An 18,185-nucleotide genomic window follows, 5' to 3' on the forward strand; every position below is an offset into this window, starting at 1 on the left:
TGTCGCAGCGGGCCGTCTCGTTGGGGGTGGTGCTGCCGATGCTCGCCACCGCCACCGCCTCCCTCGCCGCCGGCGCTCCGGCGCAGGCGGCCGCACCCGGTGACGGCACGGTCAAGGTCCGTGTCGTCCGTGAGGTCAACGCCAACGGTTCCTGGGACAAGGTCCTGGAACCCGGCATGAACAGGGTGAAGGTCAACCTCACCGACGACGCGGGCACCACCATCACCGCCACCACCGACGCGAACGGGGTCGCCACGTTGAACCCGGCCTCGTCGGGGCTCAAGGGCGGCAAGTACCGGGCCCAGGTCATCAACCCCAAGCCGGGCGTGCTGCACTCCGCCTTCGCCTCCCGTGAGGGACTGGACGGCGCTCCCGACAAGCTCAGCAGCACCGAGGAGTTCGTCGACGTCTCCGGAGGCAGCGACGTCGAGTTCACCACGGCGTTCTGGAACCCGGCCGACTACTGCCAGAAGAACGCCGAACTGGTGACGGCGTGCATCGGCAGGGACGCCGTCCCGGGTGCCAACGAGGGAAGCGCGCGGACGCTGCTCGGCTTCCCGTACAACGCCCGTGGCGAGAACGACCAGACGACGGACCTGGCGGACAAGGACACCACGGGCGCCGTCTACGGCATCGGCTACAGCAAGCCGAAGAAGTGGATCTTCTCCGGGGCGATGGCCCGCCGCGGCTCCGCCTACGGTCCCGGCGGCCCCGGCGCCATCTACCTGACCGACCGGGAGAGCGCGCAGACCACGCAGTTCGCCACGGTCCCGAACGTCGGCAACACCGCGCACGTCCAGGACGTGGACCAGGACCTGGCGTTCCAGGCGGTGGTGGCCAAGGAGTCCCTCGGTGACGTCGAGGTCTCCGAGGACGGCAAGGACCTCTACGTAGTCAACCTCAACGACAAGAAGCTCTACCGCTACGACGCCACCAAGCGGACCGCGGACGCCCCCAAGGCGTCGTACGCGATTCCGGACCCCGGCTGCAAGACGGGCGGCGACTGGCGTCCGTACGGCCTCGGCGTGCAGGACGGCGACGTCTTCGTGGGCGGCGTCTGCTCGGCGCAGTCGAGCGACGACAAGGCCGACATGCGGGCCGTGGTCCAGAAGTTCGACCCTGAGAGCGGCAAGTTCACCGGCACGATCATGAACGAGAAGCTCGACTTCCCCCGCGGCCGGGCCGACAACCTCGTCCCCGCGGGCTGCCGGGGCGACCGCTGGTACCCGTGGGCCGACGAATGGCGCGGTACGCAGGACGGGCGGACCTGCACCGCCCGAGGCGCCTACCCGCAGCCGATCCTCGCCGACATCGTCGTGGAGACCAACGGCGACCTGGTCCTCGGCTTCCGCGACCGGTACAACGACCAGCACGCCTCCGCGCTCATCAGGACGCCCGGCGGAGCCCCGTCCTCCGACCCGGTATCGGGCGGCGACCTGAACCGGGCGTGCCCCGGGGCGGGCGGCAAGTTCGTCCTCGACGGCAACGGCGGCTGCAAGAACAACGCCACGCCGCAGAACAGCAACCAGCCCGCGGACCAGGACGTCAAGGAGTTCTACCCGGGTGACTGGCGGCAGGCCCTGCACATGGAGACCGCCTTCGCCGGTATCGCGCTGTCCAAGGTCGAGGAGACCATCGCGAGCAACGGCATCGACGTGACCGGTGACGTCTACAACAACGGCACCGAGTTCGTGAACCGCTGGGACGGCACCAGCGAGCGCGGGGCGCAGGGCGGCAACGTACTCCTGCGCGGCTTCGGCAAGGGCGCGGCCATGGCCGACCTGGAGGTGCTGTGCGACGAGGCGCCGATCCAGATCGGCAACCGCGTCTGGTACGACGTCGACAAGGACGGCATCCAGGACCCGGGCGAGAAGCCGGTCCCGGGCGCGACCGTCAACCTCTACGACGAGAACGGCGGTCTGGTCGCCACCACGACGACCACGAGCCGCGGTGAGTACTACTTCGACAGCGTCAACGACGGTCTGAAGTTCCGCACCAAGTACACGATCAAGATCGACAACCCGGCGGACTACGAGGAGGGCGGCCCGCTCTACCGCTGGCGCGTCACCAAGAACGACGCCGGCAAGAACGACTTCATCGACAGTGACGGCAAGGTGCCGCCGGGCGGCGAGTTCCCCGAGCACACCATCACCACCGGCACCGCGGGCCAGGACAACCACACCTACGACTTCGGCTACAACCAGCCCACCGGCGAAGTCCGCGTGCTCAAGGTCGACTCCAAGACGGGCAAGCCGCTCGCGGGTGCGGTCTTCCAGCTGTGGCGCGAGGACAACGGGAAGCGCGGCCTGCAGACGAGCGGCAAGGCCGACACCAAGGTGGGCGGCACCTGCACGACCAACCGCCGCGGCCAGTGCAAGCGGGACGACCAGCCCCTGGGCGCGTACTACTGGCAGGAGACCAAGGCACCGGCGAGCCACAAGCTGCCCAAGCCCAGCGTCTTCCCCGTGACCCTGACGTGGGAGAACCGCCGGGCGGGCGCGTCCGTCACCGCCAAGAACCAGCCCAAGCCGGGCGAGATCGTCCTGATCAAGCGGGACGCCAAGACCCGCAAGGCCCTGCCCGGTGCCGTCTTCCAGTTCTGGCGGGAGTCCAACGGCCGGGCCGGTCTGCAGCGCACCGGCGGGCGTCCCGACGCCCGGGTCGGCTCCTCCTGTGCCACCGACGGCCGCGGCCAGTGCCGCGTCACGGTCCCCAACGGCACGTACTACCTGTACGAGACGGCCGTTCCGGAGGGCTACAAGCTGCCCGCGAAGCGGGTCTCCGGGCCGTACCGCATCACCGACACGACCAAGCGCATCGTCGCCACCCTCTCCAACCACCGAGGTGAGACCGGAAAGAAGAAGTAGCCCGCGCCGCACGGCGTAGCGGCGGCGGCCTTCCCGCGCGGGGAGGCCGCCGCCTCGCTCGTACCCCCCCGTGCGCATGCCCCCGGGCCCGCCGCCCCGCCCCGCCGAACCGGAGAGACCCTGGTGCCTGTGCTGTCCCGTCTGCGACGGACCGTCCCGTTCAAACTGCGCGTCGCGCTGCTCGTCCTCGCCGCGCTCGGCGCCCTCAGCGCCGCGGCCGCCGTGGCGCTGCCCGACGAGGAAGCGCCGCGCCCCGTCACCCTCGACGAGGCCCAGCGCCTGGCGATGGCCCGCTTCAGCGCGTACGAGAGCGGCACCATGCGGGTCGACGTCGTCCTCGACGACGGCTCGGGCACCACGTCGGTGCACGGCCTCGCCGACTTCCGCACGCACCACGCCGTCGGCCGGTACGCCGTGACCGGCTCCGGCGGCACGTCGGACGGACTGCTCGCCTGGGACTCCACCGGGCTCGCCGTGGCCTCCGCTCCGGCGCGCGTCGGCGGCGCCTCGGCCCGTGCGGACGGCGCGGCAGCCGCCGCGAAGGCCGCCGCGGCCGTCAAGCCGCGCGCCTGGTCGCCCCGCGCCTACACCGAGGACTCGCTCGACAGCGCACTGCGCCTGGTGATGGGCCTGGCCAACGACCGCCCCGACAACCCCCAGCTGCTGGCCCAGGGCGGACCGCGCCACCTGCGCGAAGAGACCCTCGACGGCACGTCCTACACCGTCTTCGCGGGGCCCCGGCCCCGCGGCAGCGCCCGCGACAGCCGCTCGCCCCTGACGTTCTGGGTCGACGGGCAGGGCCGCCTGGGCCGCGTGGAGGCGCGGATCGCGCCGCTGCCGCGCCCGGCACGCATCGACTTCGCCCCCGCGCCGGCCGGTCTGCGCGTACCGGGACAGCCCTGGGCCGCCGCGCCGGGGGGCGGCCCGGGCGGCCGGTGAGCGGGCACCTCACGCGTACCCCGAGAGCCGCGCCGCCGACGCGATCGTCGAGCGGGCCTCTCGGTCGGTGAGGCCGACGCGGAGGGCCGCGTCCGTGAGCTGAGGGGCCAGGAGTTCGCCGATGCCGTTCTCGTAGGCGCGGCAAGCGGCCCAGAAGAGGCGGGTGTTGCGCTGTCCCTCGTGCGCCGCGAGGACGAACTGGACCAGGCCCTGCCCTTGTTGGGCGGACGGCCGGTCGGTCGGCTCGGGCGCGGCGTGGTGGTGGCGCGGTGCGGGTGTGAGCAGGCGCAGCAGGGCGGGCGGGCAGGGGGCGGGCGGCAGTTGGGCGGTGCCGGGCACCGTGCCGTAGACGCCGTGCTCGGTGCGTGAGCCGGGTCCGACGAGGTAGCCGCCCGCGCCGCGGATGTCGATGCCGGGGGCCAGGCGGCCCGCCGAGTTGGGGATCACGGCGTCGGGCGGCCCAGCGAGCCAGATGTGGCGGCCGCCGCTCGGCGTGGTCACGACGACGGTGTCGGGGATCGTGAAGAGGTGCCGCAGCGCCAGTTCGCGCAGGGCGGCGGAGGCGTTTGCGCCCGACTTGGTGTCCAGGTCGATGCCGATCAGATGGTGCGGCGGCAGCCCGCAGGCGATGCCGTACCCGGTGGCCCAGGGCGCCGCGGCGAACAGCTCGCGGATGCGCCGGGGGTCGGTCGACGCGTCGTACACGCCGTGACCGAGCCGGCCGCAATCGCCGTGGCAGGGGGCGGGTGGCGGATCTTCGTGGTGGGGGGAGCGCAGGGCGGGGAGCTTCGCGCGGGACAGCGGGATCACCGCGAGACCCCGCTCGGCGGCGGACAGAGCGTGGGCGAGCGCCAGGGCGGTGGCATGGCGGTCGATGGTGGCCATGACTTCAGTTTCGTACAAGTGTTCGAAGAAAGGAAGGGGGCGCACCGGCGGGCGGATGGGGCGGGTCCGATCTTGCGGCGTGGCGGTGGGCGCGCACGAAGAGTTGCCGGAACGCTTCACCTCTTGGGGCGCCCGGGATCTCTCGGGTTCGACCGGGTCGAACAGGGCTGAGCTGGTCGTTTGGGGGCGCGAAGATTGTTTATCGACATGTCATCACACTTGAGGGGGAATTGGGCCTTCCGGGCTGGTTCGCCGGGGATTCGGTGGGCAACTCTTGAGTCGCGACGTCGTGCAGAACTCCAAGGCGGTCGGCCAACTGCCTTGGGAAAAGCCGTACTTCTGGGTACTCCCGGTCCGCCGGTGCGTACCTCCTGTTCTGGAGGAATTGACATGGCAAGCATCCGTACCGCCCGCGTCATCGCCGCCGCCGCGGCCCTGCCCCTGGCCGCCGCGCTCTTCTCGGGAGTCGCGATGGCCGACAACGGCTCTTTCGCGGACAACGGATCGAACGCGGGGGTGGCGACGGTCAACGGCAGCGGTGTCGGCGGCAACAACCACGGCAACTCGAACACCACGCAGCAGCAGGCCGTCGGCAACGGCGCCTCGAACCAGAACAACAACGCCCAGGTGAACGGCTCCGGCTTCACCGCGATCGACCAGTCGAACGAGAACATCGCGGTGAACTTCACCGAGCTCTGGTGAGCCGACGGGGCCTCCAGGAGCTTGGGACGGCTCCCCGAGGCTGACTCTGTGGGGTGTGACGGCCTGCGCGGCGGTACTTCGGTGCCGCCGCGCAGGCGTTTGCGCGTCCGGGGCGCCGGTACCGATACCGGCGCCCCGGACGCGTGCGCGGGCCCGGCGTGGGGCGATCTCTTGACACCGGCACAGTTTCTGACGGACAGTCAGAAAAATTCGACGGTACGAGACGGAGAGGCCGCCCCGTGCACCTCGCCCCCACCGAAAGCCAACAGCGCCTGCGCGCCGAACTGCGCGCGTACTTCCGGAAAGTGATGCCCGCGGGCCCGCCCGACAGCACCGATGTGACCGGACAGCGCAGGCTGCTGCGCAGGATCGGCGCCGACGGCATGCTCGGGATCGGCTGGCCCGTCGAGTACGGCGGCCAAGGGCGCGGCGCCGACGAGCAGTTCGTCTTCTTCGACGAGGCCTATCGCGCGGGCGCGCCCGTGTCGATGGTCACCCTGAACACCGTCGGGCCGACCCTCATGAAGTACGGCACCGAGGAGCAGAAGGCCGCCTTCCTGCCGCGCATCCTCAGCGGTGACATCGTCTTCGCGATCGGCTACAGCGAGCCGTCGGCGGGCACGGACCTGGCCTCGCTGCGGACCCGGGCGGTGCGCGACGGCGACGACTGGCTGATCGAAGGACAGAAGGTCTTCACCTCCAACGCGCAGAACGCCGACTGGATCTGGCTGGCCTGCCGCACCGACCCCGAGGCCCCCAAGCACCAGGGCATCTCGATCGTCCTCGTCCCCACCGGCGCCCCCGGATTCTCCTGGACGCCGATCGAGACCGTCGGCGGCCTGACGACGACGGCGACGTACTACGACGGGATCCGGGTCCCCGCGGGAAACCTCGTCGGCGAGGAGAACGGCGGCTGGGGCCTGATCACCAACCAGCTCAACCACGAGCGGGTGGCGCTCGCCGCGATCGGCATGCAGGCCGAGGACTTCTACGCGGCGGCGCTGGCCTCGGCCCGTACCCCCGATCCGGTGACGGGCGAACGTCGGATTGACGCCCCGTGGGTGCGATCCAGGCTGGCCGAGGCGCATGCCCTGCTCGCGGCAACGCGCCTGCTCAACTGGCGTTTGGTGGGTGATGTGGGGGCCGGGAGGCTGGCGCCCGGCGATGCGAGCGGCGTGAAGTTCGTGGGAACCGAATCGGCGGTGGAGGTGTATCGAATATGTCAGGAGATCGCGGGTGAGCAGGGCCTCGTGCGGGCCGGTTCGCCGGGTGATCTCGGGGGTGGCGATCTCGAGCGGATGAACAGGGCCGCGCAGATCAACACGTTCGGGGGCGGGGTGAGCGAGGTGCAGCGCGAGATCGTCGCGACGATGCGGCTCGGCATGCGGAGGGGGCGTCGGTGAAGGACATCGCGTACGAGGATCTGAAGGACATCGCCTACGAGGAGTTGCAGGCCTTCGAGGGCAGGGCCGCGGAGGAGACGGGGCACGGCAAGGACCCGGTCAACGGACCGATGATCAGGCACTGGTGCGAGGCGATGGGCGACACCCATCCCGCGTACACGGGCGGCGACGCGGTGGCGCCGCCGACGATGCTGCAGGCCTGGACGATGGGCGGCCTCTCGGCGAACGGCGGCCGGTTCGTGGCCCACGACGAGCTGTTCGCGCTGCTCGAAGGCGGTGGCTACACCTCGGTGGTGGCCACCGACTGCGAGCAGGAGTACCTGCTGCCGCTGCGGCCCGGCGACGAGATCACCTTCGACGCGGTGATCGAGTCGGTCTCCGAGCGCAAGACGACCAAGCTCGGCACGGGCCACTTCATCACCACGCGGATGGACGTCAGGGCAGGCGGAGAGCTCGCGGGGACCCACCGCTTCCGGATCCTCAAGTACGCACCGGCGCAGCGGAAACCGCAGGGCAAGCGCCCACGCCCCGTCATCAACCGGGACAACGCGGGATTCTGGGACGGCGTCGCCGCCCACCGCCTCCTGATCCAGCGCTGCGGAGGCTGCGACGCCCTGCGCTTCCCCTGGCTCCCGGGGTGCAACGCGTGCGGGTCAGCCGAGTGGGACACGGTCGAGGCGAGCGGCGAGGGCACCGTCTACTCGTACGTCGTGATGCACCACCCGCCCTTCCCCGCCTTCGACCCGCCCTATGCCGTCGGACTCATCGAGCTGGCGGAAGGCGTGCGGATCGTCAGCAACGTGATCGGGGTGCCGTACGACAAGGTGCGGATCGGGATGCCGGTGCGACTCGAAATCCAGCGTGTCGACGACGAGTTGGAGCTGCCGATGTTCCGGGCCGTGGACGTCTCCGTGGACGGCGCGGCAGAGGGCGAGGGCTGACATGGACTTCACGCCCACGGAGGAGCAGGCGGCCGCGCGCGACCTCGCCGGAGAGATCTTCGGCGACCTGGCCACCCCCGAGCGGCTCGCGGCGGCGGGCACCGGGTCGGACGCCGAGCTGTGGAAGGCGCTGTGCGCGGCGGGACTGCCCGGCGCGGTGGAGGACGTCGGGCTGCTCGGGCTCGTGCTGCTCCTGGAGGAGCAGGGCAGGGTGACGGCCCAGGTGCCGTTCGCGGCGAGCTGTGTCTTCGGCCTGCTCGCGGTCGCCGCGCACGGCACGGACGAGCAGCGCTCCCGGCTGCTGCCCGCGCTGCGCGACGGCACATCGGTCGCCACCGGGGCCTTCCCCGCCCGGGGCTCGATGGTGGCGGACGAGACCGGGACGCTGACCGGCACAGTGCCGTGGGTGCCCTGGCTGAGGGACGCCACACACGTCTTGGTGGCCGCGGCCGACGCAAGCCTGTGGTGGGTGCCGGTGGCCGCAGCGCGGGTGGAGCCGGTCGAGCTGACCGCGCCCTGGTCGGCCGGGCGGCTCGTCCTCGACGGCGCGAAGGGAGAGCGGATCGGCGGGCCGACGACCTACGAGGACGTACGGGCGACGGCGCGCACCGCCTTCGCCGGGCTGCAGGCCGGGGTGTGCGCGGGCTCGCTGGCCCGAGCCGTGGCCCACACCAACGAACGGGAGCAGTTCGGCCGCCCCCTGGCCGCCAAGCAAGGGGTCCAACTCCGCGCCGCCGACGCGTACATGGACACCGAGGCGATCCGGGTCACGGCGTACGAGGCGGCCTGGCGCCGCGACGCGGGCCTGGCGTACGGGACACATGCGCTGACCGCCGCCTGGTGGGCGTCGGAGGCGGGCAAGCGCGTCGTGCACGCGGGCCAGCACCTGCACGGCGGCATGGGCGCCGACCTCGACCACCCGGTGCACCGGCACTTCCTGTGGGGGCGCCAGCTGGACGCGTATCTGGGCTGCGGGAGTGAGGTCCTCGAAGAGCTGGGAGAACTGATCGGCCGCCAGGGCGAACTCACTGGGCAAGAGGCCGCGTCCGGAGAGGTCGGACCCAGAGATGACGGACCCGGAGAAGCCGCGCACGAAGAAGCCGCACCCGAAGAAGCCGCGCACGGAGAGCTGAAGGACAAGGACAAGGAGGGGACGGTATGAGGGCCGGTGACGCGCTGCCGCCGCTGGAGATTCCGATCACCCGCACCCTGATCGTCGCCGGGGCCGTCGCGTCCCGCGACTACCAGGACGTGCACCACGACGCGGAGCTGGCGAAGGCCAAGGGCTCCCCCGACATCTTCATGAACATCCTCACCACGAACGGACTGGTGGGCCGGTACATCACCGACCACTTCGGCCCCACCGCGGTCCTGCGCAAGGTGGCCATCCGGCTCGGTGCGCCCAACTACCCGGGCGACACGATGGTGTTGACGGGCGCCGTCGAGCACGTGGACGCCGCGCCCGGCGGACGGACGGCCACGGCCACGGTCAAGATCGTCGGGGCCAACGGCATCGGCAAGCACGTCACCGGCACGGTGACGGTGACGGTGACCGGCTCCGAAGGAGGTGCCGCATGAGTGTCCGGGGGCGGGACAGCCTCGGCGGGCGGGCCGCGATCGTCGGCATCGGGGCGACGGAGTTCTCCAAGGACTCGGGGCGCAGCGAGCTCAAGCTGGCCGTGGAGGCCGTGCACACCGCGCTCGACGACGCCGGACTCACCCCGGCCGACGTCGACGGCATGGTCACCTTCACGATGGACACCAACCCGGAGATCACGGTCGCGCAGGCGGCAGGCATCGGAGAGCTGTCCTTCTTCTCCCGCGTGCACTACGGAGGCGGTGCGGCCTGCGCCACCGTCCAGCAGGCGGCACTCGCCGTGGCGTCCGGAGTCGCCGAAGTCGTCGTCTGCTACCGCGCGTTCAACGAGCGGTCGGGGCGCAGGTTCGGCTCGGGGGTGCAGCGGCGCGAGCCGTCCGCGGAGGGCGCCGCGCTCGGCTGGAACCTGCCGTTCGGCCTGCTGACCCCCGCCTCCTGGGTGGCGATGGCGGCCCAGCGCTACCTCCACGCGTACGGCCTGACCCCCGACGCCTTCGGCCACGTCGCCGTCCTGGACCGGAAGTACGCGGCGACGAACCCCGCGGCCTACTTCCACGGCAAGCCGATCACGCTCGCCGACCACGCGGCCTCGCGCTGGATCGTCGAACCGCTGCGGCTCCTGGACTGCTGCCAGGAGACGGACGGCGGCCAGGCCGTCGTCGTCACGACCCCGGAGCGGGCCCGCGATCTGCCGCACCCTCCTGCGGTGATCACGGCGGCGGCGCAGGGGGCGGGCCGGGCGCAGGAGCAGATGACCAGCTTCTACCGGGACGACCTCAGCGGGCTGCCCGAAATGAGCGTGGTGGCACGGCAGTTGTGGCGGACCTCGGGGCTCGGCCCGGCGGACATCGACGTCGGCATCCTGTACGACCACTTCACTCCGTTCGTGCTGATGCAGCTGGAGGAGTTCGGGTTCTGCGGGTCCGGGGAGGCCGCGGACTTCGTCGCCGAGGAGCGGTTGCCGATGAACACGCACGGCGGGCAGCTCGGGGAGGCGTACCTGCACGGGATGAACGGCATCGCCGAGGCCGTGAGACAACTGCGCGGGACGTCGGTGAACCAGATACCCGGCGCCTCGCGGGCACTGGTCACCGCGGGCACGGGTGTCCCCACATCGGGGCTGATTCTGGGGTCGGACGGCTGAACGCGGCGCGTGTCCCGGGCCTGTCGCGGGCCCGGGCCCGTTCACTCGCCCTATGCGTCTGCGAAGGATGATCATTGGACTTGTCCTCGCCCTTGCGGCGGTGACCACCCTGGCCCCGGACCCGGCGGGGGCGACGTCAGGGGCCATGTCAGGGGCGACGTCAGAGGCGGCGGCCGGGAGAGCCGGGGTGTCGACGTTCCGCGGCTGGGCCTTCGACACCTGTCTGACCCAGTCGCTCGACACCATGAAGCGCTGGCGGCATTCCAAGTACAGGGCGGTCGGCATCTACTACGCGGGCCGCGGCCGGGCCTGCAAGCGGCAGCCGCATCTCGACCGGGGCTGGACGCGCGCGGTGCAGCGGATGGGCTGGCGGGTGCTCCCGGTGTACGTCGGTTCGCAGTCGCCGTGTGTGACCGCGGAGAACAAGAAGGAGGTACGGATCGGAAAGCACCCCCTGAGGCAGGGGAAGCGGGAGGGACGTGACGCGGTACGCAAGGCGAAGGCACTCGGCATCAAGCGGCGCAGCCCGCTCTATCTGGACATGGAGGCGTACGCCTACCGCGAGCAGGCGTGTGCGCGCACCACGCTCTCCTTCGTGCGGGCCTGGGACCGCGAAGTGCGCAGGCACGGATACGTCCCCGGGTTCTACAGCAGCGCCGACTCCGGCGTACGGCACATGGAGGCGGCGCGGCGGGCGGGCGTGCGGGATCTGCCCGCGGTGCTGTGGTTCGCGCGCTGGCACACGCGACCCCACCTCTACGCGGAGCGCGGGCTCGCGCGGCACGCGTGGCATCCGGCCCGGCGCATCCACCAGTACGCGGGTAACGTGAAGGAACGGCACGGCGGACGCACCCTCCTGATCGACCGAAATCTGGTGCACGCCCCGGTGGCTCGCATCCGATAGCGCCGCCAGTGACGGTGTCGACGACCGCGTATCGATGTGGTTCCTGGGGGTGACCCCTCAGGGATGTGCTCCGCCCCCTCCACCTGTAGGAGGTGGAGGCAGCACCACTCGTACAACCTGAGGCGGACACCGCTTCGGGACCTGCGGCCGATCCGGAGAAGTAGGGGGCGCTTCTAGCGTGGAGCCATGACCGCATCCATGGTGTCCGTGTGCACCAGCGCATCGAAGGCCGCGACGCGGGGCACGGGTCCGGCGCGGGCCACCGTGCCCTCGGCGTACCCGTCGTTCGCGTCCTACGTCCGGGCCCGCCAGCCCGTACTGCTGCGCACCGCCCGCTCGCTGACCGCGAATCCGAGCGATGCCGAGGACCTGCTGCAGACCGCGCTCACCAAGACGTATGTCGCGTGGGACCGGATCGAGGACCACCGTGCCCTCGACGGTTACGTGCGCCGTGCGCTGCTGAACACGCGTACGTCGCAGTGGCGCAAGCGCAAGGTCGACGAGTTCGCGTGCGACGAGCTGCCGGAGCCCGATGTGGTGCCCGCGGGGGACCCGGCCGAGCAGCAGGTGCTCCGTGACGCGATGTGGCGCGCGATCATGAAGCTGCCGACGCGGCAGCGGGCGATGGTCGTCCTCAGGTATTACGAGGACCTCAGCGAGGCCCAGACCGCCGAGGTGCTCGGGGTCTCGGTCGGCACGGTCAAGAGCGCGGTGTCGCGTGCGCTCGGCAAGCTCCGCGAGGACCCGGAGCTCACCCCGGTGCGCTAGGACCCGGAGTTCACCCCGGTCGGCTGGGTGCGGTAACCGTCGGGAACACGCGGTTGTTGATCGATCATCCCTGGGAGTAGTGACATACCACGCGGTACGCGCGCAGAATCAGCGCAACCCTTACTGCCGCGTAGGCGATGTCGCCCCAGGAGGACGCCGTGCTGAGCACGATGCAGGACGTACCGCTGACCGTCACCCGCATCCTCCGGCACGGGACGACCGTGCACGGGACGTCGCAGGTCATCACCTGGACCGGCGAAGGAGCCCCGCAGCGCCGCACCTTCCACGAGCTCGGCGAGCGCACGGCCCAGCTGGCCCACGCCCTGCGCGACGACCTCGGCGTCACCGACGACGAGCGGGTCGCCACCTTCATGTGGAACAACGCGGAGCACGTCGAGGCGTACTTCGCGGTGCCGTGCATGGGCGCCATCCTGCACACCCTCAACCTGCGGCTGCCCGCGGACCAGCTGACGTGGATCGTCGAGCACGCCGCCGACCGCGTCATCATCGTCAACGGCTCCCTCATCGGGCTCATCGCGCCGCTGCTCCCGCAGCTGACGAGCGTCGAGCACATCGTGGTCTCGGGCGCCGGTGACCGCTCGCTCCTGGCGGGCGGCCACGCGCAGGTGCACGAGTACGAGGAGCTGCTCGCCGGGAAGCCCACCGCCTACGACTGGCCCGAGCTCGACGAACGCGCCGCGGCCGCCATGTGCTACACCTCGGGCACCACGGGCGACCCCAAGGGCGTCGTCTACTCCCACCGCTCCATCTATCTGCACTCCATGCAGGTCAACATGACCCAGTCCATGGGTCTCACGGACGCGGACACGAGCCTGGTCGTCGTACCGCAGTTCCACGTCAACGCCTGGGGCCTGCCGCACGCCACGCTGATGACCGGCGTGAACATGCTGATGCCGGACCGTTTCCTGCAGCCCGCGCCGCTCGCCGAGATGATCGAGTCGGTGCGGCCCACGCACGCGGCGGCCGTGCCCACCATCTGGCAGGGCCTGCTCGCCGAACTCACCGCGAAGCCGCGTGACGTCAGTTCGCTCGGCCAGGTCACGATCGGCGGCTCGGCCTGTCCGCCCTCGCTGATGGCGGCGTTCGACGAGCTCGGCATGCGGGTCTGCCACGCCTGGGGCATGACGGAGACGTCCCCGCTCGGCACGGTCTCGCGCCCCCCGGCCCACGCGATCGGCACCGATGCCGAGTTCGAATACCGGCTCACGCAGGGCCGTTTCCCCGCCGGGGTCGAGGGCCGTCTGGTGGGACCCGGCGGCGAACACCTGCCCTGGGACGGCGAGTCCGCGGGCGAGCTCGAGGTGCGAGGGCCCTGGATCGCGGCCTCCTACTACGGCGGCGCGGGCGGCGAGACCATCAAGCCCGACGACAAGTTCAGCGAGGACGGCTGGCTGAAGACCGGCGACGTCGGTGTGATCACCTCCGACGGCTTCCTGACCCTCACCGACCGGGCGAAGGACGTCATCAAGTCCGGCGGCGAGTGGATCTCCTCGGTCGATCTTGAGAACGCGCTGATGTCCCACCCGGACGTCGCCGAGGCCGCGGTCGTCGCCGTACCCGACGAGAAGTGGGGCGAGCGCCCGCTGGCCACCGTCGTGCTGCGGGAGGACGCCACCGCCGACTACGCGGCGCTGCGCGACTTCCTCGCGGGCAGCGTCGCCAAGTGGCAGCTCCCCGAGCGCTGGGCGGTCATCACCGCCGTACCGAAGACGAGCGTCGGCAAGTTCGACAAGAAGGTGCTGCGCAGGCAGTACGCGGCGGGGGAGCTGGACGTCACGACGCTCTGACGTCGGCCCGGACGGCCCGCCGGTGCGGGCCGTCCGTCAGTTCGTGCCGATCTTCGCGAGGAGGTCGACGATCCGGCTCTGCACCTCGCCGCTGGTGGAGCGCTCGGCGAGAAACAGGACCGTCTCACCCGCCGCCAGGCGCGGCAGCTCCGTCTCGTCGACGGCCGCGGTGTAGACGACCAGGGGCGTGCGGTTCAACTGCCCGTGCGCGCGCAGCCAGTCGATGATCCCCGCCCTGCGGCGGCGGACCTGGAGCAGATCCATGACCACCAGGTTCGGCCGCATCTGGGCCGCGAGAGTGACGGCGTCCGCGTCGCTCTCGGCCCGTGCGACCTGCATGCCGCGCCGTTCGAGGGTGGCGGTGAGCGCGAGCGCGATCTCCTCGTGCTCCTCGATCAGCAGGACGCGCGGCGGGTGCTGCTCGCTGTCGCGCGGCGCGAGGGCCTTGAGGAGTACGGCGGGGTCGGCGCCGTACGCTGCCTCGCGCGTCGCCTGCCCGAGGCCCGCCGTCACCAGGACGGGCACCTCGGCGGCCACGGCGGCCTGCCGCAGCGACTGCAGCGCCGTCCGTGTGATCGGCCCGGTCAGCGGGTCCACGAACAGCGCGGCGGGGAACGCCGCGATCTGCGCGTCGACCTCCTCGCGGGAGTTCACGATCACCGGCCGGTAGCCGCGGTCGCTCAGCGCCTGCTGCGTGGTGGCGTCGGGCGCGGGCCACACCAGGAGGCGCCGCGGGTTGTCCAGCGGCTCCGGGGGCAGCTCGTCGTCCATCGGCTGCGGCTGGGGCCGGTTCGAGATCTCGACGGCGCCGCCGGGGCCGTCCAGCGGCTCGGGGCCCTCGTCGGCGTCCTCGTCGGGGGCCCCGATCGCGTACGACCTGCCGGTGCCCTCGGTGGCGGCCGCGATGCGCGACTGGGGGTGCGCGGGCGCGGACGGCTGCGGGTGCGGCCGCGCCGACGACTCCGGACGCTCCTCGCCGGCGGGATCGGGCGGCGTGGCCAGCCTGCGCCGCCGCCCGGAGCCACCGAGCGTGTGCGAGGAGGAGGGCGCGGGCTCGCCGGATGACGGCTGCGGCATCGGGCCCGGGGTGTTCCCGGTGCTCGGGGTCTCCTCCTGCGGACCCGCCTGGGCGGGCTGCGCGGGCCGGGGCGGCAGCGGAGGCTGCGGCGACTGCGGGATGCGCGCGTTCCGCGGCGGCTGCTGCCCAGGCTGCTTCGTCTGACCTGCCTGACCTGCCTGACCTGCCTGACCTGGCTGTCCCGGCTGTCCAGGCTGACCAGGCTGTCCCTGCGGCGAGGGCGCGCCCTGCTGACGGCGCTGCTGCTCCGAGATCTGCTGTCCGAACGGCACGCCCTGCCCGAGCGTACGCACGCTGATCGCGCGCCCCTGCGTCGAGTTGGGGTCGCCGGGCGCGGCCTCCGCGGGCAGCGGCTGGGCGGCCCTCGCTTGCCCCTGCCCCTGCCCCTGCCCCTGCGCGCCGCGCTCGGGCGGCAGCGCCGTGCCCCCGCCGGGCGTCGTGGCGCCCGGGGCCGGGTTCTCGGGCCACGGCTGCGGCGCGGGCAGGGGCCCGGGACCGGCGTCGGCGTCGGGCGCACCCGGCACCGCGGGGTTCCGGGCGGCCCGGCCCGCCGGATGCGGCTGCGACGGGGTGTGGTCGTCGGCCTGGTCGTGCGGCGCCTGGTCGTGCTGACCGGGGCCGTGCGCGGTGGCGCTGTGCGCGGCGGTGTCGTTCGGGTCGGCCGGGTGCTCCTGGCCGGGGGCGCGGTCGGCCGGGGCGGGCGGCAGGGCGAAGACGCGTCCGTTGTTGGCCTCCTCCGCGGCGGCCCGCTCCTTGGCGGCGGCCAGCGCACGCCGGGCACGCCGACCTGTGCCGGGAGCACCGGGCGCGTCGGCTGTGCCGGACTGCCCGGCCTCCGAAGGCGCGGGCCCGGAAGCCAGCGCGGGCAGGGCAGGAAGCGCGGGCTGTTCGCCGGTCCGCCGCGCGCGACGGCCGGTCCCGTCGGCGGGTACGGGCACGCCCTGCGGCGGCACCGTCTGGCCCAACGCGGCCGATCCCGCGGCGTGTTCGGCCGCCGTCATGACGGCGCCCTCGGCGGGACTGGGCCGCCCGCGCCGACGCCCCGTACCGCCTGCACCGCCCGTGGCACCTCCGGCGCCTCCCGCGGTGTCACCGGCGGCCATCGCGGCCGTGTCGGACGCGGCAGCGGGTCCGCCCGCCGCCTCGGCGTTCACCGCGTCGCCGATGGTCTCCGGGGAGTTCGCCTCGGCCGCGCGCCGCCCCCTGCGCCGTCCCGTCCCGGTCGGCGCGGGCTCGGCCGCCGCCTCCGGAGCCCCCGGCTCACCGCTCTCCAGGAAGGAGTCCACGGAGGGCCGCCGGGCCCGCCGACGCCCACCCCCCGACGTACCGGCGCCCTGCGCGGGCACGACGACACCGGCACCCGCACCCGCACCGGAAGCCGGACCGGAAGCGGAAGCCTGACCGGAAGCGGAAGCCGAACCGGAATTGGAGGCCACAGCCCCCGCCCCGATCGGCACCTCAAGAACGTACGCACTGCCGCTCATCCCCGGCACCTCATGCGTCTGCAGCACCCCGCCGTGCGCCCGCACGATGCCCCGGACGATCGGCTCGTGCACCGGGTCGCCGCCGGAGTAGGGCCCCCGCACCTCGATGCGGACGACCTCGCCGCGCTGGGCCGCGGCCACGACGATGGTGGAGTCGACGTAACCGCCGCCGGGAGCGCCCGTGCCGACGCCGGTCCTGGTGCTGCCCGTGGCGTCGATGCCCGCGACGTCCGCGACGAGGTGCGCGAGCGCCGTGGCGAGCCGCTCGGCGTCCACCGCGAGCTCGATCGGCGGCGCGTGCACCGCGAACTGCGCACGCCCGGGGCCGATCAGCTCGACCGCGCCCTCGACGCCCGCCGCGACGACCGCGTCGAGCATGACCGTCGTACGGGAAAGGTCTTCGTCGCCCGCGTCGAGGCGCTGGTAGCCGAGGACGTTGTCGACGAGCGTCGTCATCCGGGCGTATCCGGCCGACAGGTGGTGCAGGACCTGGTTTGCCTCGGGCCACAGCTGTCCCGCGTCGTCCGAGGCGAGCGCGTTCAGTTCGCGGCGCAGCTCGTCGAGGGGGCCGCGCAGGGAGGAGCCGAGTACGGCGAGCAGTTGCTCGTGCCGCGCGGACAGCGCCTCGTACCGCGTCTTCTCGCGCTCGGCCAGCTCCTCGAAGCGGTCCTTCTCGCGCTCGCCGAGCGCCGCGTACCGCTCCTGCTCGGCGGCGAGTTCCTCGGCCCGCTGCTCCTCGGCGGCCTTGATCTCCTCGGCGCGCCGCTCGGCGGCCGCGGCGGTTTCCTCCGCGTGCCGGGCGAGGGCGGCCTCGTGCTTCTCGGCCAGTTCGTCGTAGGGCCTGCGGTCGGTGAACGTCATCACCGCGCCGACCAGTTGGTCCCCGTCGCGCACCGGCGACGTCGTCAGGTCGACCGGCACCTTGGCGCCGCTCTTGGACCACAGGACCTGCCCGCGCACCCGGTGCTTGCGCCCGGAGCGCAGCGTGTCGGCGAGCGGGGACTCCTCGTAGGGGAAGGGCTCCCCGTCGGCGCGCGAGTGGAGGACGAGCGGGTGCAGTTCCTGCCCGCCGAGGTCGCTCGCCCGGAAACCGAGTATCTGGGCGGCGGCCGGATTGACGAGGACGACCCGTCCATCGGTGTCCGTGCCGACGACGCCTTCCGCCGCGGCGCGCAGGATCATCTCGGTCTGGCGCTGCGAACGGGCCAGCTCCGCCTCGGTGTCCACGGTGCCCGAAAGGTCGCGGACGACCAGCATGAGCAGTTCGTCGCCGGTGTAGCCGTGGTTGTCGTACGCGGCCCTGCCGTCCTCCAGCGGGGAGCTGGTGACCTCGACGGGGAACTCGCCGCCGTCGGTGCGCCGCGCCACCATCCGGGTCGGCTTGGTGCGTCCGCGCTCGTCGATGGTGTCGGGACGCCGCATGGAGCCGGGGATGAGCCGGGAGTCGAACTCGGGCAGCAGATCGAGCAGTCCGCGCCCCACGAGCGCGGTGCCGGGCGCCTCGAACGCCTCAAGTGCGATGGCGTTGGCGTTCACGACGGTGCCGTTGGCGTTGACGAGGACCAGCGCGTCCGGGAGCGCGTCGAGTATCGCTGCGAGGCGAGCAGCGCCTCGGGATGGCCTGCTGCTCACGACGACGCTTCCTCCCTGATTACCGCTGCTTGC

The 18,185-nt window shown here is 72.3% G+C and carries 13 protein-coding genes; 11 read left to right on the forward strand and 2 right to left on the reverse strand.

What is annotated here, in order from left to right:
- Window positions 1-38 precede the first annotated feature (38 nt).
- Window positions 39-2,867, forward strand: a complete 2,829-nt coding sequence (locus CP970_RS21865) for a SpaA isopeptide-forming pilin-related protein (RefSeq protein WP_107099133.1) — start codon at window positions 39-41, stop codon at window positions 2,865-2,867.
- Between the two features lie 129 nt (window positions 2,868-2,996).
- Window positions 2,997-3,806, forward strand: coding sequence for a hypothetical protein (locus CP970_RS21870; protein WP_150493755.1), 810 nt, complete (start codon window positions 2,997-2,999; stop codon window positions 3,804-3,806).
- Between the two features lie 9 nt (window positions 3,807-3,815).
- On the opposite strand, the gene CP970_RS21875 is transcribed toward CP970_RS21870, so the two are convergent.
- Entirely contained in the window at window positions 3,816-4,691 is an 876-nt protein-coding gene (locus tag CP970_RS21875; RefSeq protein WP_150493757.1) for a bifunctional DNA primase/polymerase, read from the reverse strand.
- A gap of 390 nt (window positions 4,692-5,081) precedes the next feature.
- Here CP970_RS21875 and CP970_RS21880 point away from each other — a divergent pair, with 390 nt between their 5' ends.
- From CP970_RS21880 to CP970_RS21920, 9 genes are all read left to right on the forward strand, one after another.
- On the forward strand, window positions 5,082-5,393 hold the full coding sequence (locus CP970_RS21880) for a hypothetical protein (RefSeq protein WP_098243546.1): 312 nt from the start codon (window positions 5,082-5,084) through the stop codon (window positions 5,391-5,393).
- A gap of 239 nt (window positions 5,394-5,632) precedes the next feature.
- Window positions 5,633-6,796 carry an acyl-CoA dehydrogenase family protein gene (locus tag CP970_RS21885; protein ID WP_055552865.1) on the forward strand — a complete coding sequence of 388 codons (1,164 nt, stop codon included), beginning with the start codon at window positions 5,633-5,635 and terminating at the stop codon, window positions 6,794-6,796.
- Window positions 6,793-7,737 (forward strand): bifunctional MaoC family dehydratase N-terminal/OB-fold nucleic acid binding domain-containing protein, encoded by a 945-nt coding sequence (locus tag CP970_RS21890; protein ID WP_079043841.1) that lies wholly within the window; start codon window positions 6,793-6,795, stop codon window positions 7,735-7,737. Before CP970_RS21885 ends, CP970_RS21890 begins: the two co-directional genes overlap by 4 nt.
- A 1-nt stretch (window position 7,738) precedes the next feature.
- On the forward strand, window positions 7,739-8,899 hold the full coding sequence (locus CP970_RS21895) for an acyl-CoA dehydrogenase family protein (protein WP_079043840.1): 1,161 nt from the start codon (window positions 7,739-7,741) through the stop codon (window positions 8,897-8,899).
- A complete protein-coding gene (locus tag CP970_RS21900) occupies window positions 8,896-9,315 on the forward strand; it encodes a MaoC/PaaZ C-terminal domain-containing protein (RefSeq protein WP_055552863.1) in 420 nt (139 codons plus the stop codon). The genes CP970_RS21895 and CP970_RS21900 overlap by 4 nt, the downstream gene beginning before the upstream one ends.
- Window positions 9,312-10,478 (forward strand): lipid-transfer protein, encoded by a 1,167-nt coding sequence (locus CP970_RS21905; RefSeq protein ID WP_055552861.1) that lies wholly within the window; start codon window positions 9,312-9,314, stop codon window positions 10,476-10,478. Before CP970_RS21900 ends, CP970_RS21905 begins: the two co-directional genes overlap by 4 nt.
- A gap of 52 nt (window positions 10,479-10,530) precedes the next feature.
- Window positions 10,531-11,382, forward strand: coding sequence for a DUF1906 domain-containing protein (locus tag CP970_RS21910; RefSeq protein WP_224058591.1), 852 nt, complete (start codon window positions 10,531-10,533; stop codon window positions 11,380-11,382).
- A 186-nt stretch (window positions 11,383-11,568) separates the two neighbouring features.
- On the forward strand, window positions 11,569-12,150 hold the full coding sequence (locus CP970_RS21915) for a SigE family RNA polymerase sigma factor (RefSeq protein WP_055552857.1): 582 nt from the start codon (window positions 11,569-11,571) through the stop codon (window positions 12,148-12,150).
- 158 nt (window positions 12,151-12,308) lie between these two features.
- Window positions 12,309-13,958 carry a long-chain fatty acid--CoA ligase gene (locus CP970_RS21920; RefSeq protein ID WP_055552871.1) on the forward strand — a complete coding sequence of 550 codons (1,650 nt, stop codon included), beginning with the start codon at window positions 12,309-12,311 and terminating at the stop codon, window positions 13,956-13,958.
- A gap of 36 nt (window positions 13,959-13,994) precedes the next feature.
- On the opposite strand, the gene CP970_RS21925 is transcribed toward CP970_RS21920, so the two are convergent.
- Window positions 13,995-18,152 (reverse strand): hybrid sensor histidine kinase/response regulator, encoded by a 4,158-nt coding sequence (locus CP970_RS21925; protein WP_063806191.1) that lies wholly within the window; start codon window positions 18,150-18,152, stop codon window positions 13,995-13,997.
- Between the last annotated feature and the right edge of the window lie 33 nt (window positions 18,153-18,185).

Origin of the sequence: Streptomyces kanamyceticus, from assembly GCF_008704495.1 — a bacterium.
GTDB lineage: Bacteria > Actinomycetota > Actinomycetes > Streptomycetales > Streptomycetaceae > Streptomyces > Streptomyces kanamyceticus.